Source organism: Variovorax sp. W1I1, from assembly GCF_030815625.1.
In the GTDB taxonomy this organism is placed as follows: Bacteria; Pseudomonadota; Gammaproteobacteria; order Burkholderiales; family Burkholderiaceae_C; genus Variovorax; species Variovorax paradoxus_C.
In genome coordinates this window covers 4,011,399-4,034,081 of the sequence record NZ_JAUSWZ010000001.1, presented here as the reverse complement: position 1 = coordinate 4,034,081, position 22,683 = coordinate 4,011,399, and the positions used below count along the sequence as shown (strand labels likewise).

18 protein-coding genes and 3 pseudogenes are annotated in these 22,683 nt (G+C 67.3%); 14 read left to right on the top strand and 7 right to left on the bottom strand.

Translation table 11 applies throughout. From position 1 onward, the window contains the following. Positions 1-98 precede the first annotated feature (98 nt). The 9 genes and pseudogenes from QFZ83_RS18945 (at position 99) to QFZ83_RS18905 (ending at position 9,829) form a co-directional block, all read left to right on the top strand. Positions 99-1,208: an aromatic ring-hydroxylating dioxygenase subunit alpha gene (locus tag QFZ83_RS18945; RefSeq protein WP_307509005.1), complete on the top strand. Its 1,110-nt coding sequence runs from the start codon at positions 99-101 to the stop codon at positions 1,206-1,208. After that, a complete protein-coding gene (locus tag QFZ83_RS18940) occupies positions 1,205-1,978 on the top strand; it encodes a GntR family transcriptional regulator (protein WP_013540367.1) in 774 nt (257 codons plus the stop codon). The genes QFZ83_RS18945 and QFZ83_RS18940 overlap by 4 nt, the downstream gene beginning before the upstream one ends. A gap of 39 nt (positions 1,979-2,017) precedes the next feature. After that, a complete protein-coding gene (locus tag QFZ83_RS18935) occupies positions 2,018-3,004 on the top strand; it encodes a PDR/VanB family oxidoreductase (protein ID WP_307509003.1) in 987 nt (328 codons plus the stop codon). Positions 3,005-3,236: 232 nt separating this feature from the next. Then, positions 3,237-4,422, top strand: a pseudogene (locus QFZ83_RS18930) (ABC transporter substrate-binding protein). A gap of 331 nt (positions 4,423-4,753) precedes the next feature. After that, the gene (locus QFZ83_RS18925) at positions 4,754-5,626 is read left to right on the top strand and encodes a branched-chain amino acid ABC transporter permease (protein ID WP_013540370.1); all 873 of its coding nucleotides are present in this window, start codon (positions 4,754-4,756) and stop codon (positions 5,624-5,626) included. A 1-nt stretch (position 5,627) separates the two neighbouring features. Next, entirely contained in the window at positions 5,628-6,629 is a 1,002-nt protein-coding gene (locus QFZ83_RS18920; RefSeq protein WP_307509000.1) for a branched-chain amino acid ABC transporter permease, read from the top strand. After that, positions 6,626-7,399 (top strand): ABC transporter ATP-binding protein, encoded by a 774-nt coding sequence (locus QFZ83_RS18915; RefSeq protein ID WP_307508999.1) that lies wholly within the window; start codon positions 6,626-6,628, stop codon positions 7,397-7,399. The genes QFZ83_RS18920 and QFZ83_RS18915 overlap by 4 nt, the downstream gene beginning before the upstream one ends. Beyond that, on the top strand, positions 7,392-8,096 hold the full coding sequence (locus QFZ83_RS18910) for an ABC transporter ATP-binding protein (RefSeq protein ID WP_013540373.1): 705 nt from the start codon (positions 7,392-7,394) through the stop codon (positions 8,094-8,096). The genes QFZ83_RS18915 and QFZ83_RS18910 overlap by 8 nt, the downstream gene beginning before the upstream one ends. A 32-nt stretch (positions 8,097-8,128) precedes the next feature. Beyond that, positions 8,129-9,829 carry a tannase/feruloyl esterase family alpha/beta hydrolase gene (locus tag QFZ83_RS18905; protein ID WP_307508996.1) on the top strand — a complete coding sequence of 567 codons (1,701 nt, stop codon included), beginning with the start codon at positions 8,129-8,131 and terminating at the stop codon, positions 9,827-9,829. Positions 9,830-9,836: 7 nt separating this feature from the next. Here the strand turns inward: QFZ83_RS18905 and QFZ83_RS18900 are convergent, their stop codons facing one another. The 3 genes and pseudogenes from QFZ83_RS18900 to QFZ83_RS18890 form a co-directional block, all read right to left on the bottom strand. Further along, entirely contained in the window at positions 9,837-10,565 is a 729-nt protein-coding gene (locus QFZ83_RS18900) for a DsbA family protein (RefSeq protein WP_307508993.1), read from the bottom strand. Further along, positions 10,559-11,452, bottom strand: a pseudogene (locus tag QFZ83_RS18895) (MBL fold metallo-hydrolase); the annotation flags it as partial. The pseudogene QFZ83_RS18895 and the gene QFZ83_RS18900, both read right to left, overlap by 7 nt. Before the next feature lie 115 nt (positions 11,453-11,567). Continuing rightward, on the bottom strand, positions 11,568-12,485 hold the full coding sequence (locus tag QFZ83_RS18890; protein WP_307508992.1) for a LysR family transcriptional regulator: 918 nt from the start codon (positions 12,483-12,485) through the stop codon (positions 11,568-11,570). Positions 12,486-12,594: 109 nt separating this feature from the next. On the opposite strand from QFZ83_RS18890, the gene QFZ83_RS18885 reads away from it, so the two are divergent. The 3 genes and pseudogenes from QFZ83_RS18885 to QFZ83_RS18875 all read left to right on the top strand — a co-directional run bounded on the left by QFZ83_RS18885 (position 12,595) and on the right by QFZ83_RS18875 (position 15,761). Further along, positions 12,595-13,542 carry a hydroxymethylglutaryl-CoA lyase gene (locus QFZ83_RS18885; protein WP_307508989.1) on the top strand — a complete coding sequence of 316 codons (948 nt, stop codon included), beginning with the start codon at positions 12,595-12,597 and terminating at the stop codon, positions 13,540-13,542. Then, positions 13,539-14,740, top strand: a pseudogene (locus QFZ83_RS18880) (CaiB/BaiF CoA transferase family protein). Before QFZ83_RS18885 ends, QFZ83_RS18880 begins: the two are co-directional and overlap by 4 nt. A 34-nt stretch (positions 14,741-14,774) precedes the next feature. Then, positions 14,775-15,761, top strand: a complete 987-nt coding sequence (locus QFZ83_RS18875; RefSeq protein ID WP_307508986.1) for a tripartite tricarboxylate transporter substrate binding protein — start codon at positions 14,775-14,777, stop codon at positions 15,759-15,761. A 10-nt stretch (positions 15,762-15,771) separates the two neighbouring features. Here QFZ83_RS18875 and sugE read toward each other — a convergent pair whose 3' ends face one another. The 3 genes from sugE to QFZ83_RS18860 form a co-directional block, all read right to left on the bottom strand. Next, a complete protein-coding gene (gene sugE / locus QFZ83_RS18870) occupies positions 15,772-16,092 on the bottom strand; it encodes a quaternary ammonium compound efflux SMR transporter SugE (RefSeq protein WP_198787642.1) in 321 nt (106 codons plus the stop codon). Positions 16,093-16,124: 32 nt separating this feature from the next. Next, positions 16,125-17,255, bottom strand: a complete 1,131-nt coding sequence (locus tag QFZ83_RS18865) for an HPP family protein (protein WP_307508984.1) — start codon at positions 17,253-17,255, stop codon at positions 16,125-16,127. A 175-nt stretch (positions 17,256-17,430) separates the two neighbouring features. Next, positions 17,431-18,666, bottom strand: a complete 1,236-nt coding sequence (locus QFZ83_RS18860; RefSeq protein WP_307508981.1) for a multidrug effflux MFS transporter — start codon at positions 18,664-18,666, stop codon at positions 17,431-17,433. A 138-nt stretch (positions 18,667-18,804) separates the two neighbouring features. Here QFZ83_RS18860 and QFZ83_RS18855 point away from each other — a divergent pair, with 138 nt between their 5' ends. Further along, positions 18,805-19,980, top strand: a complete 1,176-nt coding sequence (locus QFZ83_RS18855) for a hypothetical protein (protein ID WP_307508978.1) — start codon at positions 18,805-18,807, stop codon at positions 19,978-19,980. 106 nt (positions 19,981-20,086) lie between these two features. Here the strand turns inward: QFZ83_RS18855 and rpoD are convergent, their stop codons facing one another. Continuing rightward, entirely contained in the window at positions 20,087-22,273 is a 2,187-nt protein-coding gene (gene rpoD, locus QFZ83_RS18850) for an RNA polymerase sigma factor RpoD (protein WP_307508975.1), read from the bottom strand. Between rpoD and QFZ83_RS18845 the strand changes: the two genes are divergently transcribed. Then, a complete protein-coding gene (locus QFZ83_RS18845; protein WP_307508972.1) occupies positions 22,266-22,541 on the top strand; it encodes a hypothetical protein in 276 nt (91 codons plus the stop codon). The two genes, rpoD and QFZ83_RS18845, sit on opposite strands and share 8 nt — an antisense overlap. The last annotated feature ends 142 nt before the right edge of the window (positions 22,542-22,683 follow it).

The following is a 22,683-nucleotide window of genomic DNA, read 5'->3' as shown; positions in this document are numbered from 1 at the left end:
GGAAAGTGACTTGTGTGTATACGTTGATGTCGGTATTTACCCTTGGATTAGGCGTTTCAGGCTGGCTATTTCATGATTTCTGTATACATTGGGTATTCATGAAAACGCCCACGACCGCCTTTCCACTGAACGCCTGGTACGCCGCCGCCTACGACGTCGAAGTGCGCCACGCGCTCCTGCCCCGCACGATCTGCAACCAGAAGGTGGTGCTGTTCCGCCGCACCGACGGCCAGGTGGCAGTGCTCGAAGACGCCTGCTGGCACCGCCTCATGCCGCTCTCGCTCGGCCGCCTCGAAGGCGACGAACTGGTCTGCGGTTATCACGGCCTCGTCTACAACAGCCAGGGCCGCTGCACCCACATGCCGAGCCAGGAAACGCTCAATCCCTCGGCCTGCGTGCGCAGCTTTCCGGTGGTCGAGAAGCACCGCTTCGTGTGGATCTGGCCCGGCGACCCGGCCAAGGCCGACCCGGCGCTGGTGCCCGACATGCACTGGAACGACGACCCCGCCTGGGCCGGCGACGGCAAGATGATCCGCGTCAACTGCGACTACCGGCTCGTGGTCGACAACCTCATGGACCTCACGCACGAGACTTTCGTGCACGGCTCCTCCATCGGTAACCGCGAAGTCGCCGAGGCGCCCTTCGTCGCCACGCACGGCGACCGCTCGGCCACCGTCACGCGCTGGATGGAAGGCATCGACGCGCCGCCGTTCTGGGGCGGCCAGATCCGCCATGCGCGCGGCTACACGGGCAAGGTCGATCGCTGGCAGATCATTCGCTTCGAGGGACCGTGCACGGTGAACATCGACGTCGGCGTGGCCGAGGCGGGCAGCGGCGCGGTGCCGAATGGCGACAACCCCGGCGACCGCAGCAAGGGCGTCAACGGCTATGTGCTCAACACCATCACGCCCGAGACCGACAAGACCTGCCTCTACTTCTGGGCGTTCGCGCGCAACTACTGCCTCGGCGAGCAGCGCCTCACCCACGAGTTGCGCGAAGGCGTGGCCGGCATCTTCCGCGAAGACGAATTGGTGCTCGAAGCCCAGCAGAAGGCAATGGACGACCACCCCGACCACCAGTTCTACAACCTCAACATCGACGCCGGCTCGATGTGGGCACGGCGACTGATCGACCGCATGGTCGAGAAGGAAAAGCCCGCGCGCGCCGCAATCCCGATCCGGCCCGTCGACCAGAAGCAGGCCGCATGAAGGCCGCCGTGGTTTCCCCCATCGAACCCGGCGACACCGGCAGCTCGCAGGCCGTGAAGGCGCAGTTGCGGCTGCGCGAAATGATCCTTGCGGGCGAACTGCCCGGCGGTGCGCGCATCGCCGAGGTCGCGATCTCCGAGCAGCTCGGCGTCTCGCGCACCCCGGTGCGCAGCGCGCTGATGCGGCTCGAACAGGAAGGCCTGCTCGAAGCGCTGCCCAACGGCGGCTACGCGGTGCGCACGTTTTCCGAGCGCGACGTGGCCGATGCCATCGAGCTGCGCGGCACGCTCGAAGGACTGGTCGCCCGTCTCGCGGCCGAACGCGGCGCGGCGCCCGTCGTGTTGCGTGAAGCGCGCGCCTGCCTGCAACGCATCGACGAACTGCTGCGCGAGCCCGCGCTCGACGACGCGGCGTTCTCCCGCTACGTGACGCACAACGAAAAATTCCATGCGCTGCTGTGCGAGATGGCCGGCAGCCCGGTCATCGCGCAGCAACTGGAGCGCGTGGTCAACCTGCCGTTCGCCTCGCCGTCGGGCTTCGTCATCGTGCAGGCCAATTCGCCGGCCGCGCGCGACATGCTCGTGATCGCGCAGGACCAGCACCTGCAGGTGCTCGATGCCATCGAGTCCGGCGAGGGCTCGCGCGCCGAGGCGCTGATGCGCGAGCACAGCCGCATCGCGCGGCGCAACCTGCGCGAGGCGCTGCACGGCACGCCGACCGCCGAGCAGCGCCCGCTGCCCGGCGTGCAACTAATCCGCCGCCGCGGCTGATCGCGACCGTTCTCTCTCTTTCCTTGTTGGTGTCCCCCGATGAAAAGCGATCTTCAATGGATGCAGGCGCAGGTGGTTGCGCTGTGCGATGTCACGCCCACGGTGCGCGAGTTCGAGCTCCGGCCCGAGTCGGGCTTTGCCGCGTCGTATGAACCCGGCGCCCACCTGCAGGTGCAGGTGATGACGGCGCAGGGCAGGCTGCAGACGCGCTCGTATTCGCTGGTCGGCGAGGGCGACGGCCAGTGCTGGCGCATCGCGGTCAAGCGTCTGGACGATGGCCGCGGCGGCTCGCTCGCGATGTGGCAACTGGCGCCCGGCGACCGGCTGCAGGTGAGCGCGCCGCAGAACCACTTTGCGCTCGACCTTTCCGCGCCCGGCTACCTGCTGGTGGCGGGCGGTATCGGCATCACGCCGCTGGTGCTGATGGCGCAGCGCCTCGGCGCCCATGCGAAGCGCAGCGGGGTGCCGGTGAAGATGCTCTACGGCGCACGCCATGCCGGCGAGTTCGGTTACCTCTCGCATCTGCAGGAGGCACTCGGCGAGAACGTCATCGCGCACGAAGGCTCGGCGCCGATCGACTTCCCAGCCGCCATCGCCGAGCTGCCGCCCGGCGGCCAGCTCTACACCTGCGGCCCGGTGCCGATGCTCGAAGCCGTCAAGCGCGCCTGGGAGGCGGCCGGCCGCGCCCCGGCGGACCTGCGCTTCGAAACCTTCGGCAGCAGCGGCCGGCTCGCGACGCAGGCCTTCACGGTGCGCATCCCCCGGCACGACCTGTCGATCACCGTGCCCGCCGACTGCACCCTGCTCGATGCGCTCGACGCCGCCGGCGTGCAGACCTTGTCGGACTGCAAGCGCGGCGAATGCGGCCTCTGCGCCATGGACGTGCTCTCGGTCGAAGGCGAAGTCGATCACCGCGACGTGTTCCTGAGCGCCCACGAGAAAGCGGCCACCACCCGCATCTGCGCCTGCGTGTCACGCGCCGTGGGTACGCTCACGCTCGATTCCGCTTATCGGGCCGACAGCTGATGCACCCGGGCGTTCGGGCTGGAGCTAGTCGAAGCCTTGCATACGGCTTCGAAAGCCCGGCCCGAACCGCGGCGGCGGCAATGGAGCTGCGCGATCATCGCGCAGTTCATTTATTGATCGCGCAACAAAGGCCCGTGAGAGGGGCCGGCTAGGTGATTGCCTGCTCCGTCGAATGTTGCAAAGTGTTGAAAATAGCCCCGGTTTCGCATTCCGTCCCTCCTAGGAAAACCTCATGCAAAGACGCCACCTCATCCAGACCGCGGGCCTCTCGGCGATCGCGCTCGCCACCGCCTTCGCACTGCCGCTGGCCAGCGCGCAGAGCAACACCTTCAAGATCGGCCTCATCCTGCCGATGACCGGGCAGCAGGCCTCCACCGGCCGGCAGATCGAAGCCGCGGCGCGCCTTTACATGGCGCAGAACGGCGACACCGTGGCCGGCAAGAAGATCGAGCTGATCGTCAAGGACGACGTGGCCACGCCCGACGTCACCAAGCGCCTCGCACAGGAACTCATCGTCAACGACAAGGTGAACGTGATCGCTGGCTTCGGCGTCACGCCGGCCGCGCTGGCCGCCGCGCGCGCTGGCCACGCAATCGAAGACGCCGCAGGTCGTGATGGCCGCGGCCACGTCGAGCATCACCGAGGCCTCACCCTACATCGTGCGCTCCAGCTTCACGCTGCCGCAGGTGTCGGTGGTCATGGGCGACTGGGCGCCCAAGAACGGCGTGAAGACGGTGGTGACGCTGGTGGCCGACTACGGCCCCGGCAACGACGCCGAGAAGTTCTTCAGCGAGCGCTTCCAGCTCAACGGCGGCAAGGTCATCGAAAAACTCCGCGTGCCGCTGCGCAACCCCGACTTCGCGCCGTTCCTGCAGAAGGTGCGCGACGCCAAGCCCGATGCGCTGTTCGTCTTCGTGCCCTCGGGCGCGGGCGCGGCGGTGATGAAGCAGTTCCTTGAACGGGGCATGGACAAGGCCGGCATCAAGCTGATCGCCACCGGTGACGTGACCGACGACGATCAACTCAACGACATGGGCGACGGCGCGCTGGGCGTGGTCACCTCGCACCACTACTCGGCCGCCCACCCCTCCGCGATGAACAAGAAGTTCGTCGAGGCCTTCCAGAAGGCCAACCCCAAGATGCGCCCCAACTTCATGGCCGTGGGCGGCTATGACGGCATGCGCGTGATCTACGAAGCGCTCAAGACCACCAAGGGCCAGGGCGGCGGCGAAGCGCTGCTGGCGGCCATGAAGGGCCAGGTCTTCGAGAGCCCGCGCGGCCAGGTGCTGATAGATGCGCAGACCCGCGACATCGTGCAGGACGTGTACCTGCGCAAGGTCGAGAAGAAGGACGGGCAGCTCTACAACGTCGAGTTCGATGTGATCAAAGGTGTGAAGGACCCGGGCAAGGCGAAGTAATTCGGCGCCTCGCGGTGGGGCGTTGCCGTTCAGGGCGGCGATCCCGCCGACGGGGTACCTTGCTCCGCGAATGTCCTCCGCCCTTCGGGCTCCCCCTTGATTTCGCTGCGCAAGGCACCCCATCGGCATGCTCGTTTTTCAGTGCAGTCGTTGATCAGCGATATGCCAGCAGAGCGCCCAAGTGCGCAGGGCATCGGGTGCTCCCCGCAGCGAAATCAAGGGGGAGGCCGCAGGCCGGAGGACATTCGCGGAGGGGAGTACCCGGTGGCCTGTGCACCCACCCCGAACAACAGCATCCAGAACGAACGCACCTAAGACGCAGACAACAGACATGCTGACCATTCTTTTCGACGGCATCGCCTACGGCATGCTGCTCTTCGTCCTCGCCGTGGGACTGGCCGTGACGCTCGGGCTGATGAACTTCATCAACCTCGCGCACGGCGCCTTCGCCATGGCGGGCGGCTACCTCACCGTGTTCGCGATGCAGAAGCTCGGCATGCCGTTCCTGGCCTGCCTGCCGTTCGCGTTCATCGTCGTTGCGCTGGCCGGCGCGCTGCTCGAGCGCACGCTCTACCGGCCGATGTACGGCAAGCCGCATCTCGACCAGGTGCTCTTTTCCATCGGCCTTGCCTTCATGGCCGTGTCGGCGGTCGACTATTTCGTCGGCTCGTCGCAGCAGAACCTGCAACTGCCCGAATGGCTGCGCGGACGCAGCGAGTTCGGCGACGGCGCGTTCCTTCTGGGCATGGGCCACTACCGCATCTTCATCATTGCCGTGTGCGCGGTGCTCACCGTCGTGCTGCAGCTCATCCTTTCGAAGACGCGCTTCGGCAGCCGGCTGCGCGCCGCGGTCGACGACCCGCGCGTGGCCGCGGGCCTGGGCATCAACGTGAACATCGTGTTCCTCATGACCTTCGCCGTGGGATCGGGGCTCGCGGGGCTGGGCGGCGCGCTGGGCGCGGAAATCCTCGGGCTCGATCCGACCTTTCCGCTCAAGTACATGATCTATTTCCTGATCGTGGTGTCGGTGGGCGGCACCTCGTCGATCACCGGGCCGCTCGCGGCGGCGCTGCTGCTCGGCATCGCCGACGTGGCGGGCAAGTACTTCATTCCGAAGATGGGCGCGTTCACCGTCTACCTGCTGATGATCCTGATCCTGATGTGGCGGCCGCAGGGGCTGTTCACGCGCAAGGGAGGCCGCTGAAATGAACGCACCTTCCTCCTCTTCCGCAACCTACGAGTCGGCCTTGCTGCGCACCGCGCGCTGGCGGCCTTGGGAGTTCTTGGTCTGGGCGGTCGCCTTCGCGCTGCCGCTGGTCATGCCCTCGCACTCGCTGCTGGTCAACGAGATCGCCATCGTCGCGCTGTTCGCGATGTCGCTCGACCTCATCCTCGGCTACACCGGCATCGTCTCGCTCGGCCATGCCGCGTTCTTCGGCTTCGGCGCGTATGCGGCCGCGTTGTTCGCCAAGCTCGTGATGCCGGACCCGACCGTCGGGCTGGTGTTCGCGACCGTGCTGTCGGCGTTGCTCGGCCTCGTGGCCAGCGTGACGATCCTGCGCGGCAGCGACCTCACGCGGCTGATGGTCACGCTCGGCACCGCGTTGCTGTTGCTCGAACTGGCCAACAAGCTCGACTGGCTCACCGGCGGCGCCGACGGCCTGCAGGGCGTGGTGATGGGACCGGTGCTCGGCCTCTTCGAGTTCGACCTGTACGGCCGCACCGCCGCCTGGTACTCGCTTGCGGTGATGCTGGTGCTGTTCCTCGTGATGCGCCGGCTGGTGCATTCGCCGTTCGGCGCGACGTTGAAGGCGATCCGCGACAACCGCCTGCGCGCCATGGCCATCGGCATCCCGGTGGTGTCGCGGCTCGCGGTCATCTACACCGTGGCGGCAGGCATTGCCGGCGCGGCGGGCGCGCTGCTCGCGCAGACCACCGGCTTCGCATCGCTTGATGTGCTGGCCTTCGACCGCTCGGCCGATGTGCTGCTGATGCTGGTGATCGGCGGCGTGGGCTGGCTCTATGGCGGCGTGGCGGGCGCGATCGTCTTCAAGCTGCTGCAGAACTGGCTCTCGGCCGTGACGCCGCAGTACTGGATGTTCTGGATCGGGTTGATCCTCGTGCTGCTGGTGCTCGTGGGACGCGACCGGCTGCTCAAGCCGTGGACGTGGTTCGGCATGGGCAAGAAGAAGGGCGGTGCGGCATGACCACCACCGCCGATACCGTGCTCTCGACGCAAGGCCTGGTGATGCGCTTCGGCGGCATCACGGCCACCAACAACGTCACGATGGAACTGAAACGCGGCGCACGCCATGCGTTGATCGGCCCGAACGGTGCTGGCAAGACCACGCTGATCAACCTGCTGACGGGCGTGCTCACGCCGACCGAAGGCCGCATCACGCTGCTCGGCGAAGACATCACCACGCTCGCGCCGCACAAGCGCGTGGCGCGCGGGCTGGTGCGCACCTTCCAGATCAACCAACTCTTCGACTCGATGACGCCGCTGGAGACGCTGGCGCTCGTGGTGTCGCAGCAGAAGGGCATCGCCGCGCAATGGTGGCGGCCGCTCGGCGGCACCAAGGGGATCGCGGAGCGGGCGGGGCAACTGCTGGAGCAGTTCCACCTTGCCGACGTCGCGAAGCAGCAGACGAAGTTCATGGCCTACGGCAAGCGCCGGCTGCTGGAGATCGCCATCGCACTCGCCTGCGAGCCGCGCGTGCTGCTGCTCGATGAACCTGTGGCGGGCGTGCCCGCCGGCGAGCGCGAGGAGCTGCTCGAGACCGTGGCCGCACTGCCGGCCGACGTGTCGGTCCTGCTGATCGAGCATGACATGGATCTGGTGTTCAGCTTCGCCGACCGCATGACGGTGCTGGTCAACGGCACGCTCCTGACCGAGGGCGACCCCGAGACCATCGCCAACGATCCGAAGGTGAAAGAGGTCTATCTGGGCCACGGCACGGAGAACGCCCATGTCTGAACTGCTGCGCATCGAGAACCTGAGCGCGGGCTACGGCGAGGCCGTGGTGCTGCACGACGTGGCGTTCGCGCTCGGCGAAGGCCAGACGCTCGCACTGCTCGGCCGCAACGGCACGGGCAAGACGACGCTCATCAACACGCTGGCCGGCGCCACGCGACAGCACGGCGGCACCATCGCGCTCGGTGGGCAGGCGCTGCACAAGCTCGCGCCGCATCAGCGTGCCGCCGCTGGCATCGGCTGGGTGCCGCAGGAGCGCAACATCTTCAAGTCGCTCACGGTGCACGAGAACCTCACTGCCGTGGAGCGCCCGGGCAAGTGGAATCCGCAGCGCGTCTACGAGATGTTCCCGCGCCTGGCCGAGCGCAAGACCAACCTCGGCACGCAGCTCTCGGGCGGCGAGCAGCAGATGCTGGCCGTCGGCCGCGCGCTGGTGCTGAACCCCAAGCTGCTGCTGCTCGACGAGCCGCTCGAAGGCCTCGCGCCGATCATCGTGGAAGAGCTGCTGCGCGCCATCCGCCGCATCACGCAGGACGAGGGGCTGGCCGCGATCATCGTGGAGCAGCACCCGCAGGCGATCCTCGCGATTTCCGATCACGCGGTGGTGCTCGACCACGGCACCATCGTTCACACCGACAGCGCGGCGGCACTGCGCAGCCAGCCGCAGGTGCTGGAGCGGCTGCTGGGCGTGGCGCGGTAGCGGCCGCAGCGAACAACAAAGGAGACAGACAGATGACGACCCCGAAGACAGTGTTTTGCGGGGGCGCCATGCTGGCGGCCGCCGCGTTGCTCGCCGCATGCGGCACTCCCACCGGGCCGAGGGCGCTCACGCTCGGCGGTGAGCCTGCAACGTCCTGCGCCGCCCTCGCTTCGCCGATCGCGCCCGCTGCGATCGGCCTGCCGAGCGGCGCGGCGACCATCGACTCGGCAACGCTCGTTGCTGCATCCCCGCTGGCGGTCGCGGAGCGCGGGCCCAGCCCCGCGTCGCGCATCACGCCGGTGACGCCCGCGCACTGCAAGGTGCTCGGCCGCATCGCGCCGCTCGATGCGAGCGCGCCGCCGATCCTGTTCCAGGTCAACCTGCCGCTCGCGTGGAACGGGCGCAGCGTGCAGTACGGCGGCGGTGGCTTCAACGGCACGCTGATTACCGGCCTCTCGCTGGTGCCGGCCGGCCGCTTCGACCAGCCCACGCCGCTCGCGCAAGGCTACGTGACCTACGGCACGGACTCGGGCCATCAGAACGTGCAGGGCCAGCCGCCGCAAGCCTTCGCGCTCAACGACGAGGCGCTGACCAACTTTGCGCACGCCTCGTACAAGAAGGTGCGCGACGTGGCGGTGGCACTGATGCAGCGCGCCTACGGGCAGGCGCCGCAGAGGCTGTACTTCATGGGCAGCTCCGAAGGCGGGCGCGAGGCGCTCACCATGGCGCAGCGCTATCCGCAGGATTTCGACGGCATCTTCAGCCGCGTGCCGGTCATCAACTGGACGGGTCTGCAGCATGCGGGCACGCGCAACGGCATCGCCACCTTCGGCGAAGGGTGGCTGCGGCCCGCGCAGGTGCAACTGGTGCACAACGCGGTGCTCGCGTCATGCGATGCCGCGGACGGCGTGGCCGACCGCATCGTGTCGAACCCGGTCGCGTGCCTGCAGCGCTTCGATCCGGCCAGCCTGCGTTGCGCGGCCGGCACGAGCGGCGACAACTGCCTCAACGATGCACAGGTGCAGGCGGTGCGCACGCTGCGCTCGCCATGGCGTTCGCCCGTGCCGCTGGCCAACGGCGTGACCGAATATCCCGGCTGGGGCATCGGTGGCGAAGGCACGCCGGCCTTCGCCTCGATGGGGGGCTGGAACGCCTGGTGGACCGGCACCGCCGCGCCGACCGTGCCACCGCAGCCGAGCAACGGCATCGCATGGTTCTACGGCAGCGGGGCGTTGCAGTATTTCTACGCGCGCAATCCGTCGCTCGACGTGCGCAACTACCGCGCCGAAGACTTCGCCGCGCGCATCGCCACCGTGTCGCAGCTGATGGATTCGACCAACCCCGACCTCGCCGCCTTCAACGCGCGCGGCGGCAAGCTGCTGATGCTGGAGCACATGGCCGACTACGCGCAGAGCCCGTTCGCCGGCATCCGCTATTACGAATCGGTGGTGGCGCGCATGGGCCGCGACAACGTCGACCGCTTCATGCGCCTCTATACCGCGCCCGGTGTGGACCACGTGGGCAGCGGCGCGCCGGCCAATGTCGACATGCTCGGCGCGCTGGCCGACTGGGTCGAGCGCGGCCGTGCGCCGGGCGGGCTGCAGCTCGTCGAGCAGGAAGTGCAGCCGCCGTTCAAGACCATCCGCGCGCGACCGCTGTGCGAGTGGCCGCTGTGGCCGCGCTATGTGAGCGGCGATGCGTCGCAGGCGGCGAGCTTCCAGTGCGCCAAGTAGCGAAGGCCTAGATCGCGCAACCGTCGGGGCCGCAAGCGGTGGGTGCTGCTCCTGCGGCCTGCGGTGGCGCGACGAAGGTGGCGAGTTGCGCCTTCCATTCGTCCGCGCGCCCGAACCACGGGCTGATGTCGATACGGCTTGCGGGGCCGTCGGCTGGCGCCAGCACGAAAGTCGGAAACCCCTGGCCGCCCGAGCGCTGGAGCAATTGGCGGCTCGCCGCGATGTGCTGCGCGGTCGCCTCGCCGGACAAGCGCGCGAACGCGGATGCGAAAGCCTCGGCATCGAAACCGAGTTCGACCGCCAGCGCGTTGAGCACATCGACATCCGCGATGCGGCGGCCTTCCACGTAGTGCGCCTGCTGCACGCGGTGCGCCATGTCCAGCCCGCCGCCCGCACGCAGCGCTTCGGCCGCGAGGATCGCCGTGGTCGGCGGTTCGGAGTCCATCGTCGCGCCGGTGTCGCGCAGCAGCCCTTCGAGGTAGCGCTCGCCAAAAGGCTGGCCGGTGAGTTGGGCAATCCGCAGGTCGTGCGGCTTGACGTACTCCCGCCATTGCGTGTTGATCGGGCGCCGGTTGGCGCCGGTCATCATGCCGCCGCCGTGGATTTCGACCTGGAGGCCAGGCACGTCGCGCGCCGCCTCGACCAGCGGTGCGACCGCGTAGCACCAGCCGCACATCGGATCGAAGATGTAGTGCAGCGTGGCTGCCGTGCTCGGGGCGTCGTTCACTGCGGCCATTTCATTTCTCCCTTGATGACCTTGGCGCTCAGTTCGAGCGACGAGTCGCCTTCCAGCTTCGGGTAGCGCTTCTTCATCGCGGTGATGAGCGCGGCCGAGTCCTTGGCCTTCTTTGCTTCGGTCTCGAAGGCCTGCAGATAGCTGCGGGTGAACTTCACCGAAGCGAGCGAATAGGGCGTGCTGCCATCCGCATTCAGCAGATAGTGGCCGGGCACCACGGCCTTGGGGTGCAGGGCTTCGATGCGGCCCAGCGTCTTGATCCAGTCGCGGCGCGATTCCGGCGTCTGCGTGTCGGCCACCCACACATGGGTGTTGGCCAGCACCGAAATGCCACCGACCACCGTCTTGAGCGAAGGAATCCAGGCGAAGGTGCGCGCGGGCGTGGGGCCGTCGAGGCCGACGATCTGGATCTTCTGGCCTTCGAGTTCGATGCTGTCGCCAGCCAGCGGCTGGGGCACGACCAGCGCCTTGGGCGCGTTCTCTTTCAGGATCGGGCTCCAGTACGCGAGCTTGCCGTCCTTGGAAGCCTGGATCTTGGCCACGGTCTGCGGCGTCGCGACGATCTTCGCGTCGGGGAACGCCGTCTGGATCACGTCGAGGCCGAAGTAGTAGTCGGGGTCGCTGTGGCTGATGTAGACGGTGGTGAGCTTCTTGCCGCTGGCCTTGATCTTCTGCACCAGCGCCTCGGCGTCGTTGCGCTGGAACTGGGCGTCGATCAGCACGGCATCGGTCTGGCCGGTGACGAGCTCGGACGACACCGGGAACATCGACTTGGTGCCGGGGTTGTAGACATCGAGCTTGAGCGGCCCGGCGGCGTTGGCCGCCAGCGGCGCGAGCGCCAAGGTGGCGGAAAGGGCGGCGGCGGAAATCAGGGCTCTGCGGAACATGGCGGTCTTTCGGTCGGTTGGATGAGGGTGACAGCGAACAGACCGGATGTTAGGTTGCGGAAAACGAAACAAAAACCACCGCCGCCGCAATGGATCGTTTCTGTTATCGGTCAGATCAGGCGTCTGCCTTGCGGTCCGTCGCGCACCGTTCGAGGTGCGTGACCAGCAATTGCGCCGAGGGCGACAGCGCCGCCTCGCCCCGGAAACAGATCGCGAAGCGCCGTCGCGCCCAGTCGTCGGTGAGCGGCATCAGGCGCAGGCCGAACGCATCGGCGAAAGGCCGCGCCACTTCCGCCGGCACCACGCTGATGGCCAGCCCGGCGCGCACCACGCGCAGCGCCGCGTCGAAGTTGGACACCAGCACGCGGTACACCAGCGGCTTGCCGGCCACGGCCGCCTCGCGCGCGAGCATCAGCTGCACGGCGCTCAGCGCGGGCATGCCGACGAATTCGTGGTCGAGCACCTGCTCGAAGCGCACCGCGTCGTGGCGGGCGACGGGGTGCGACGGGTGGGCAACGATCGCCAGGTGGTCCGAGCGGTAGTCGCGCCGCTCCAAGCCCTCAAGATCGGCCGCGTCCCAGCACAGGCCGATGGATGCGATGCCCTCGCGGATGCCGCGAACGATCTCGGGGCTCACGCGCTCTTCCATGTCGACGCGGATGTTGCGGTGCGCGGGGTCCTGAAGGAAACCGGCCACGTCCTCGGCCAGCGATTCCGCCATCACCGAGGCCGAGGCCAGGATGCGCACATGCCCGCGCGCACCGCCGGCGTAGGCCGCCATGTCGCGCTCGATGCGGTGGGCGCTGCCGAGCATGGCGCGGGCGTGTTCGAGCAGCGTTTCGCCGGCCGGCGTCGGCACCACGCCGCGTCGCTTGCGCAGCAGCAAGGGCGTGCCGACCGTGTCTTCCAGCTGCGCGAGGCGCTTGCTGATCGCCGAGCCGACGATGCTGGCCTGCTCGCCGGCGCGCGCGATGCTGCGGGTTTCGCAGACGGCGACGAAGAGCCGCAGGGTGGTCAGGTCGAGGTCTCTCATGGTGTTTGTGGTGTTCCGTTTGGGAAGCAATTGGCTTCCAAAATATACATTCTGGACCAAATCGGAACTTCTAACATCGGCGCCGTACCCCTCACGACGGAGACAAAACTTGATTCACGCTTTCCTGCCGCCGCGCGCGGTCATTCGCGAAGCGGGCCTGCGCGACGGGCTCCAGAGCATCGCCCGCGTGCTGCCCACCGCACGCAAGCTCGAATGGATCCGCGATGCGCACGCGGCCGGCCAGCGCGAGATCGAAGTGGGCTCCTTCGTGCCGGCGCACCTGCTGCCGCAGCTGGCGGACACGGCCGAATTGCTGGCGTATGCCAAGACGCTGCCGGGCCTTTTCGCCTCGGTGCTCGTGCCCAACCTCAAGGGTGCGGAGCGTGCCATCGCGGGCGAGGCCGATCTGATGATGGTGCCGCTCTCGGCGAGCCACGCGCACAGCCTCGCCAACCTGCGCAAGACACCCGACGAGGTGGTGGCCGAAGTCGGCCGCATGCGCGCCGCGCGCGATGCGGCGGGCTCGAAGACGCTGATCGACGGCGGCGTGGGCACCGCGTTCGGCTGCACGATCCAGGGTCATGTCGACCCCGACGAAGTGCTGCGCCTGATGCAGGCGCTGCTCGACGCTGGCGCCGACCGCGTGAGCCTTGCGGACACGGTGGGCTATGCCGATCCGGCGATGGTGCGCAGTCTGTTCGAACGCGCGCTGCGCATCGCGGGCGACCGGCTCTGGTGCGGCCATTTCCACGACACGCGCGGCCTCGGGCTCGCCAATGTCTACGCGGCGCTGGAGGTCGGCATCACGCGCTTCGACGCCTGCCTGGCCGGCATCGGCGGCTGCCCGCATGCGCCGGGCGCGAGCGGCAACGTCGATACCGAAGATCTCGTCTTCATGCTCGAGAGCATGGGCGTCGCCACCGGCGTCGACCTGCCGAAGCTGCTCGACCTGAGAGAACGCGTGGCCGGCTGGCTCGACGGCGAGACGCTGCAGGGCACGGTGTGGCGCGCGGGTTTCCCGAAGACCTTTGCACCTGCGGAAGGCGTCGCGGCATGAGCACGGAAGAAAAACGCCTGCCGCTCACCGGCATCCGCGTGTGGTCGAGTTCACGCACATGGTGATGGGCCCGACCTGCGGCATGGTCCTCGCGGACCTGGGCGCGGAAGTGATCAAGGTCGAGCCGATCGACGGCGACCGCACGCGGCACCTGCTGGGCGCGGGCGCGGGCTTCTTCCCGATGTTCAACCGCAACAAGAAGAGCATCGCGCTCGACCTGCGCAATCCGCAGGGGCTCGAGGCGGCGCTGCGCCTGTGCGCCACCGCCGACGTGGTGGCGCAGAACTTCCGCCCCGGCACGATGGACAAGTACGGCCTGGGCTACGCCGCGCTCGGCAAGCTCAATCCGCGGCTTGTGTACGTGAACCACACGGGTTTTTTGCCCGGCCCCTACGAGCACCGCACCGCGCTCGACGAGGTGGTGCAGATGATGGGCGGTCTTGCCTACATGACGGGGCGCCCCGGCGATCCGCTGCGCGCGGGCACGAGCGTGAACGACATCATGGGCGGCATGTTCGGCGCCATCGGCGCCATCGCCGCGCTGATGCAGCGCGCCGAAACGGGCAAGGGGCAGGAGGTGCAGTCGGCGCTGTTCGAGAACAACGTGTTCCTGGTCGGCCAGCACATGCTGCAGTACGCGATCACGGGGCAGGCGGCCGCGCCGATGCCCGAGCGCATCTCGGCCTGGGCGCTGTACGACGTGTTCACCGTGAAGGACGGCGAGCAGATCTTCCTGGCCGCGGTGAGCGACGCGCAATGGACGGTGTTCTGCGACGCGCTGGGCTTCGACGACCTCAAGGCCGACCCGGCCTTGCGCACGAACAACGACCGCGTGCGCCTGCGACCCACGCTGCTGGCCGACCTGCGCGCCCGGCTCGCCGACCGTTCGGCGGCCGAGCTGTCGGCGATCTTCGAGGCGCGTGGCTTGCCGTTCGCACCGATCACACGGCCCGAGGACCTGTATGCCGATCCGCACCTGAAGGCCACCGGCGGCCTGGCGGACATCCGCCTGCCCGACGGCGAGCGCGCCGGCGAGATGGCGCAGACCACGCTGTTCCCGATCACGCTCGGCGGCGAGCGCCTGGGCGTGCGATTGCATCCGCCGACGCTGGGCGAACACACGCGCGAGCTGCTGGCCGAACTGGGCTACGAAGGCGCGCAGATCGCGGCGATGCAGGCCGACGCGGCCATCGCCTGATAGCTTCATCAAAAACAATACGAGAGACAAGACCATGACCCCGAACCTTTTTCCGATGAACCGCCGCGCGATGCTGAGCTTGGGCGCTGGCGCCGCGGCGCTCGCCGCATTCCCCGCGCTCGCGCAGGGCTCCGACAAACCGATCCGCTTCATCCTGCCGATCAGCGCCGGCTCGGGCGTGGACAACATCGTGCGCGCCGCCTCGGTGGCGCTCGGCAAGGCCTTCGGCCAGCCGGTGGTGATCGAGAACATGCCGGGCGCGGGTGGCATCACCGGCACCGCGGCCATCGTCAAGGCGGCGCCCGACGGGCTCACGCTGGGCATGGTGTCGAACAACCATGTGATCAACCCGAGCGTGTTCAAGAAGATGCCGTTCGACGCGATCAACGACATCACGCCGATCAGCGTGGTGGGCGCGACGCCGCTGGTGCTGATGGTGAATCCGAAGCTGCCCGCCAAGAACGTGAAGGAGCTCGTGGCGCTGCTGCGCGCCAAGCCCGAGGGCTACAACTACGCCTCGTCGGGCAACGGCACCATCATCCACTTGGCCGGCGAGATGTTCATGGACGAGGCCGGCGTGAAGGCGCGCCACATTCCGTACAAAGGCACCGGCCCGATGGTGACCGACATGATGGCGGGGCAGGTCGAGATCGGCGTGGTCGCGCTGCCTGCGGTGCAGCAGCACATCAAGAGCGGCGCGCTGCGTGCCATCGGCGTCTGCGGGCCGGCACGCTCGCCGGCCGCGCCGGACATCCCGACGATCGCGGAGCAGGGCTTGCCGAACTACGTGGTCGAAGGCTGGTTCGCGGTGATCGGCCCACCGAAGATGCAGGCCGCCGACATCAAGCGCGTGCACGACGCCGTGGTGGCCGCCTTCACCACGGCCGAGGTGCGCGAGGCGATGGACAAGCAGGGCAACGTCATCAAGCCCACCTCGGCCGAAGAGGCTGCGAGCTATTTCCGCAGCGAGGCCGCGCGCTATGCGGCGCTCGTGAAGAAGGCGAACGTGGTGCTGGAATAAGCCAGCGGATTCACGCAGGGCTCGTGAGCTTGAGCCCGAGGATGCCCGCCACGATCAACCCCACGCACGCGAGCCGCGCCGCATTGGCCGGCTCGTGGAACAGCACGATGCCCAGGATCACCGTGCCCACGGCGCCGATGCCGGTCCACACCGCGTAGGCCGTGCCCACGGGCAGCGAGCGCATCGCCCAGCCCAGCAGCACGATGCTGAGGATCATCGAGATCACGGTGCCGACCGAGGGCCAGAACTTCGTGAATCCTTCGGTGTACTTGAGGCCGATGGCCCATCCCATTTCAAGCAGACCCGCCACCAGCAATACGACCCAGGCCATGTGCGCTCCTTGGTGAAAACAAAAAAGAGGTTTCAGTTTTCCGGCCGCACGGCACGGTAGAGGGCGCGCACGAAATCGGACTGCGTGATCATGCCGGTGAGGCGCTTTTCACCGTCGATGATGGGGATATGGTGGTGGCCGCCTTCGGAAAAAAGCGGCACGAGGTCGACCACCGGCCGCTCGGCGCTGGCCACGCGCACCTGGCGCGTCATGATCTGGCCGACCACCTCGGGCTTGTTCGACACCACGGTGCGCGTCGCGCGGATGAGGTCGCGCAGCCGGCCCGCAATGCCCTCGTGGTGCTGCAGGTCGAGCTGCCGGAAGAAGTCGGCCTGCGTGACGATGCCCACCACGCGGCGCGTGCGGTCGGTCACCGGCAGCGCCTTGATGCGCTTCTCGTGCATCAGCGCCCAGGCCTCCTGCAGCGGTGTGCCGAACTCCACCGAGATCGGGTTGGGCGACATGATGTCGCCGCAATCGAGCGTGCCCAGGCGCCGCTTGTATGACTCGAGCTCGGTCTGCTGGATCAGCGATTCGAGGTCGTCGCGGCTGATGTCCAGCACCTGGTTGTAGCGGGCCAGCACCGCGTCGATGTCGGCCTGGCTGAAGCGGGCGTCCGCGCGCGGCGGCTGCGCCACCTGCACATGCGGATAGCGCCGGCCGGTGAGCGAGTTGTAGGCCACGCCGGCCAGCACCAGCAGCAGCGAATTGGTGAAGAACGGAAAGAGCGCCGACGAGAAATGCGTGGTGTGCGTGAGCACCGCGAGCAGCGCAGCCGCGCCGCCCGGTGGATGCAGGCAGCGCGCGAAGAACATCACGCCGATGGCGCCGGCCACCGCGATGGCGGCGGCGAGGGCCGGATCGGGAATGAAGCTCACGCTCGCGATGCCGACCACGGCCGACAGCGTGTTGCCGCCGATCACTGGCCAGGGTTGCGCGAGCGGGCTCGCAGGCACCGCGAACACCAGCACGGCGCTCGCACCCAGCGGCGCGATCAGCCACACCGCGCTGCCCAGCGGTCCGGCCAGCCAGCGGCACAGCACCGCGGTGACGAAGAGGCCGATGGCCGCGCCGCACACGGCGCGCAGGCGCTCGCGCATGTCGACGGTGGTGCGGCCTGGCAGCCAGGCGCGCGCGTAGGTCAGGACTGCGGAGAGCCGCATCGAGACGTTCCTTTCAGAAGGTGTGAATGAATTCGGCGTGCCCGAGCAGCCCGCCCAGGCGCGCCCGATCAAGGCGCAAAGCGCAGCCATAGCTCGGGCTATGGCGAGCATTTGCAACGCCGAGCGGGTGTGTCTGGGCGGGATGAGCGGGCATGGCGGATTCGTTCACACCTTCTCAGGTTTCGTTGGCGAGGCTGCGCCCGATCTCCGGCCAGCGCCCGTGCAGCCAGACCCAGGCGACCAGGCCGATGGCGAGCATCAGCGTGGAGGTGACCGCAAGCGCCAGCGTGGAGTGCATCACCAGCGGCGCGATCGCGCCAGCGACGACGCCGTTGGCGGTCGAACCGATCACCGCCTGCAGCGACGAGGCCATGCCGCGGCGCTCGGGGTGCAGGTCGAGCACGAGCAGCGTGACCACCGGCACCATCAGCGCCCAGCCGAAGGCGAACACCGCGAGCGGCCACAGCGCCCAGGCCACGTGCGCGTCGAAGAAGAAGTTGGCCCCCACGTTGACCACCGAGGTCACCAGCATGATGAGGAAGCCGTCGCGGATCTGGCGCTTGGGCGTGACCTTGCCGGCCATGCGGCCGCTGGCGCGCGCGCCGAGCATGATGCCGCCGATGGTCAGAAGGAAGAACCAGAAGAACTGCTGCGGCTGCAACGCGAGGTGGTCGCCGAGGAACGCGGGCGCGGCCAGCACGTAGAGGAACATGCCGTTGAACGGCACGCCGCTCGCGAGCGCGAGCAGCAGGAAGCGCGGATCGGAGCACAGGTCCCAGTAGCCGTGCATCAGGTGGCGCACATGGAACGACTGGCGGTGCGAGGCGTGCAGCGTCTCGGGCAGCAGCTTGTAGTTGGCGACGAACAGCACCACGCCCACGGCCACGAGGAACCAGAACACCGCGTGCCAGCCCGCATGCACGAACAGGAAGCCGCCGATGATCGGCGCGATGGCCGGCGCCACGCCGAAGTAGATCGTCACCTGGCTCATCACCCGCTGCGCCTCGGCGGGCGGGAACATGTCGCGGATCACCGCGCGCGAGACCACGATGCCCGCGCCGGTCGACAGCCCCTGCAGCCCGCGGAACAGCACGAGCTGCGTGATGGTCTGCGACAGCGCGCAGCCCAGCGAGGCGATGGTGAACACCGCAAGGCCCCACAGCACCACGGGCCGGCGGCCGAAACTGTCCGAGAGCGCCCCGTGGAACAGGTTCATGAACGCAAAGCCGAAGAGGTAGGCCGAGAGCGTCTGCTGCATCTCGGCGGGCGTCGCGCCGATGGATTGCGCGATGCCCGAGAAGGCCGGGATGTAGGTGTCGATGGAAAAGGGCCCGAGCATGCCGAGCACCGCCAGCAGGACGGCCAGCGCCCAACGCGGGGCCTGCCAGAGTTTGTCGGCGTCGGGATTCATGTCGTGATGGGAGAGAAGAATGGCGCGCGAGGTACGCACCGAAAGAGTGCGAGCGTAGCAGACGCGCCGAAGGGCTGCTGGCGCCGGCCGGCCACTAAACTGCGCGCCTGCATGCGTTGAAGAAGAAGGAGGGAAAAGATGATTTCGGAATTCCTGTCGATCACCCGCGGCGAACTCTGGCTGCGCAGCGGCGATGCCCCGCCGGTGCAGATCGAATCGCCATTTGCGCGCGAACTGCTCCAGCGCGAGGCCGACAGCCGCCGCACCACGTCATGGAAGCACGCGGAGCGCGAGGAGTCCACCGGCATGCTCTCGGGCGCATCGCTCTGGGGCCGCGGCGGGCCGGGCGGGGCGATGGCGCCGGCGCGTTTCCTGCACGTCTGCCGCGGCGGGCCGCGCAGCATCTATTACGTGCTGACGGTGGGACGCAGCATCGGTCTTTTCCGCTACGAACTCGACGACAAGCGCGAGATCCGGCTCTTCCACCGGCAACAAACGCCGGTGCTCGGCCTCACCTACGTGCCCGAGACTCGCCACCTCGTGCTGGCCGTCGGCTTGCCCGACGGCACCGCGCAACTGGAGGTGTTCGACGAAGAGGGCAACGCCAAGGGCGCGATCACCGGCGGCGACAGCTTGGACGCTGCGCCGGCCGTGATGCCGGGCTCGGCCTCGACGCTGGTTTATCAGTCGTGCGGCGTGGCGCGGCATCCAACCCACGGCGGCGTCGTCGCGATGGCGCATTCGACGGTGAACTGGCTCGACTACAAGAGCGCGCAGATGGACAGCCTGCTGGACGACCCCGAATGGGATTTCATCGCCCCGCGCATCGCGGCCGACGGAACGCTCTACGCCATCCGTCGCCCGGTGGAAAAGCCCGCCCACGAGCGTGCGGGCGGCGCGGTGAAAGACACGCTGATGATGCCGCTGCGCCTGGGCAAGGCGGTCTTCGGGTATCTCAACTTCTTCTCGATGATCTACGGCAAGGAGCCGCTGCGTTCGGCCGGCGGGCCGCGCACCCCAGAGCTCGACCAGGACCTGGGCCAGCTCTGGCTGCACGGCCGGATGATCGAACTCTCAAAGGTGCGCAACGACCCGCAGTACGCAGGCAATCTCGTGCCGGGCTCGTGGCAGTTGATCGCGCAGGAAGGCCGCCGCGCAAGCCCGCGCGTGGTCGCCTCGCACGTGGCGCACTTCGATCTCGCGCCGGACGGCACGGTGCTCTACAGCAACGGCTACGACATCTTCTCGTGGTCGCGCGGCGAGCAGCGCAAGCTGAACCGGGAAGCGCTGGTGGAGGGGCTCGCGGCGCTCTGAGAACGAACGACGCATCGGCCAAAAAAAAGGCCCGGAACCGCATGTGCGGTTCCGGGCCTTTTTTTGAGCCCGTCCGGCATTGCTGCCAGACAAAGCCGTTGGCTCATCAGAGCGTATCGATGAAGCTGCGCAGCTTGTCCGAACGCGACGGGTGCTTGAGCTTGCGCAGCGCCTTGGCTTCGATCTGACGGATGCGCTCGCGGGTCACGTCGAACTGCTTGCCGACTTCTTCCAGCGTGTGGTCGGTCGACATCTCGATGCCGAAGCGCATGCGCAGCACCTTGGCTTCGCGCGGCGTGAGCGAGTCGAGGATGTCCTTGACCACATCGCGGAGGCCCGCCTGCATTGCGGCTTCGATGGGCGCCGTGTTGCTGCTGTCCTCGATGAAGTCGCCCAGGTGCGAATCGTCGTCGTCGCCGATGGGGGTTTCCATCGAGATCGGCTCTTTCGCGATCTTCATGATCTTGCGGATCTTGTCTTCCGGGATCTCCATCTTGGCGGCCAGGATGCCGGCGTCGGGCTCGAAGCCGAACTCCTGCAAGTGCTGGCGCGAGATGCGGTTCATCTTGTTGATCGTCTCGATCATGTGCACCGGAATACGGATGGTGCGCGCCTGGTCGGCGATCGAGCGGGTGATCGCCTGGCGAATCCACCACGTCGCGTACGTCGAGAATTTGTAGCCGCGACGGTATTCGAACTTGTCGACCGCCTTCATGAGGCCGATGTTGCCTTCCTGGATCAGGTCGAGGAACTGCAGGCCGCGGTTGGTGTACTTCTTGGCAATAGAGATCACGAGGCGCAGGTTGGCCTCGATCATTTCCTTCTTGGCATCGCGCGAAGACGATTCGCCTTCGTTCATGCGCTTGTTGATGTCCTTCAACTGCGTGAGCGGCACCACCACGCGCGACTGGATGTCGGCCAGGCGCTGCTGCAGTTCCTGCACCGGCGGAATGTTGCGCGCGAGCACGGCACTCCAGGGCTTGCCGGCTGCGGCCTGCTTCTCGACCCACTTCAGGTTCAGGAGGTTCGACGCGATGCGATTGCCGTTCTTGTCGTAGCCGCTGAAGTCGCGGATGAACTCGTCCTGCGGGAAGCCGCACTTGTCCACGATGATGCGGCGCAGTTCGCGTTCCTTCTTGCGCACGTCGTCCACCTGCGTGCGCACCAAGTCGCACAGCTTCTCGATGGTCTTGGCCGTGAAGCGGATGGTCATCAGCTCTTCGGACAGGGCCTCCTGGGCCTTGACGTACGCGGGCGTGCCGTAGCCTTCCTTGTCGTAGATCTTGTGGACTTTCTCGAACATGCCGGCGATGCGGTCGAAGCGCTCGAGCGCGTCGCGCTTGAGTTCTTCGAGCTTCTTGGTGAGGGCCTTGGAGCCGCCCTTGCCGTCGTCGTCGTCTTCTTCGTCGAATTCGTCGAAGTCTTCTTCGGCCACGTAGTCGTCGGCCTCGTTGGGGTTCGAGAAGCCGTCCACGATGGTCGAGATGACGACCTTGCCTTCGCGGATTTCATTGGCCAGGCGCAGGATTTCGGCGATGGTGGCGGGGGAGGCCGAGATGGCTTCCATCATGGCCATCAGGCCGCCTTCGATGCGCTTGGCGATTTCGATTTCGCCTTCGCGCGTCAGCAGCTCGACCGTGCCCATTTCGCGCATGTACATGCGGACCGGGTCGGTGGTGCGGCCGAATTCGCTGTCCACCGTGGACAGGGCCGCTTCGGCTTCTTCCTCGGCTTCTTCCACCGTGGTGGCGGTGGGCGCGGTGTTGTTCAGCAGCAGGGTTTCGGCGTCGGGCGTTTGCTCGTACACCGCCACGCCCATGTCGTTGAGCATGGTGACCACGACTTCCATGGTCTCGGCGTCGACCAGCTTGTCGGGCAAGTGATCGGAGATTTCGCCGTGCGTGAGGTAGCCGCGGGTCTTGCCCAGCGTGATCAGGGTCTTCAGGCGCGAGCGGCGCTTGGCCAGGTCTTCTTCGGAGAGCACGGTCTCGTCGAGGCCGAACTCCTTCATCAAGGCGCGTTCCTTCGCCTTGCTGATCTTCATGCGCAGCGGCTTGACCTTCTCTTCGGTGGTCGTGGCAACCGCCGGCTCGTCACCGGCCAGGTCTTCCTCGATGTCCGACAGGTCGACATCGCTCTCGGGCGCGTCGTTGCCGGCCTTGGGCTTGCGGCCGCGCTTGGCGCCGGTGGCAGGTGCGGCGGCGCCGGCAGCCTTGGGGGGACGGCCGACTTTTTTGGCGGCGGGAGCGGCGACTTTCTTGGGATCGTCGAGGGTGGTCGTTTTCGTGGGCACGGTTTTCACTTTCGTTGCGGATGCCGATTTGGACGCGGCGGCACCCGTCTTAGATGCCGGCGTCGTGCCGGCTTTCAACGGTTTCTCTGCTACAGGCTTTTTGGCGACGCTTTTGGCGAGTGAAATAGCAGGCTTCTTTGAACTGGGCATACGACCTCGTTACGACAAGAATGGACAAGCGGAAATCACAGGCGCACTGCTATTCAGGCAGCGCCACCACGGCCCGCGCACAGGCACGGACATAAAACAATTGGGAACGAGGAATTAAATTCCTCGGCAGACAAGATGTCGGGCGAACATTTGGTGTGCAGTCCTTGCGGTTATTGACCCTTTCCGCCGGAATTTACCGTTGGAGTGCGTTGCGCTAGGGGTCGGCCCGGAGGTGCTGCTGTCGCTCTTGTCTGATTTCG

Excerpts from the sequence above, each read along its gene's own strand:
- QFZ83_RS18945 (WP_307509005.1), top strand. The coding sequence starts at position 99 with ATGAAAACGCCCACGACCGCCTTTCCACTGAACGCCTGGTACGCCGCC.
- QFZ83_RS18940 (WP_013540367.1), top strand. The coding sequence starts at position 1,205 with ATGAAGGCCGCCGTGGTTTCCCCCATCGAACCCGGCGACACCGGCAGC.
- QFZ83_RS18935 (WP_307509003.1), top strand. The coding sequence starts at position 2,018 with ATGAAAAGCGATCTTCAATGGATGCAGGCGCAGGTGGTTGCGCTGTGC.
- QFZ83_RS18925 (WP_013540370.1), top strand. The coding sequence starts at position 4,754 with ATGCTGACCATTCTTTTCGACGGCATCGCCTACGGCATGCTGCTCTTC.
- QFZ83_RS18920 (WP_307509000.1), top strand. The coding sequence starts at position 5,628 with ATGAACGCACCTTCCTCCTCTTCCGCAACCTACGAGTCGGCCTTGCTG.
- QFZ83_RS18915 (WP_307508999.1), top strand. The coding sequence starts at position 6,626 with ATGACCACCACCGCCGATACCGTGCTCTCGACGCAAGGCCTGGTGATG.
- QFZ83_RS18910 (WP_013540373.1), top strand. The coding sequence starts at position 7,392 with ATGTCTGAACTGCTGCGCATCGAGAACCTGAGCGCGGGCTACGGCGAG.
- QFZ83_RS18905 (WP_307508996.1), top strand. The coding sequence starts at position 8,129 with ATGACGACCCCGAAGACAGTGTTTTGCGGGGGCGCCATGCTGGCGGCC.
- QFZ83_RS18900 (WP_307508993.1), bottom strand. The coding sequence starts at position 10,565 with ATGGCCGCAGTGAACGACGCCCCGAGCACGGCAGCCACGCTGCACTAC.
- QFZ83_RS18890 (WP_307508992.1), bottom strand. The coding sequence starts at position 12,485 with ATGAGAGACCTCGACCTGACCACCCTGCGGCTCTTCGTCGCCGTCTGC.
- QFZ83_RS18875 (WP_307508986.1), top strand. The coding sequence starts at position 14,775 with ATGACCCCGAACCTTTTTCCGATGAACCGCCGCGCGATGCTGAGCTTG.
- sugE (WP_198787642.1), bottom strand. The coding sequence starts at position 16,092 with ATGGCCTGGGTCGTATTGCTGGTGGCGGGTCTGCTTGAAATGGGATGG.
- QFZ83_RS18865 (WP_307508984.1), bottom strand. The coding sequence starts at position 17,255 with ATGCGGCTCTCCGCAGTCCTGACCTACGCGCGCGCCTGGCTGCCAGGC.
- QFZ83_RS18860 (WP_307508981.1), bottom strand. The coding sequence starts at position 18,666 with ATGAATCCCGACGCCGACAAACTCTGGCAGGCCCCGCGTTGGGCGCTG.
- QFZ83_RS18855 (WP_307508978.1), top strand. The coding sequence starts at position 18,805 with ATGATTTCGGAATTCCTGTCGATCACCCGCGGCGAACTCTGGCTGCGC.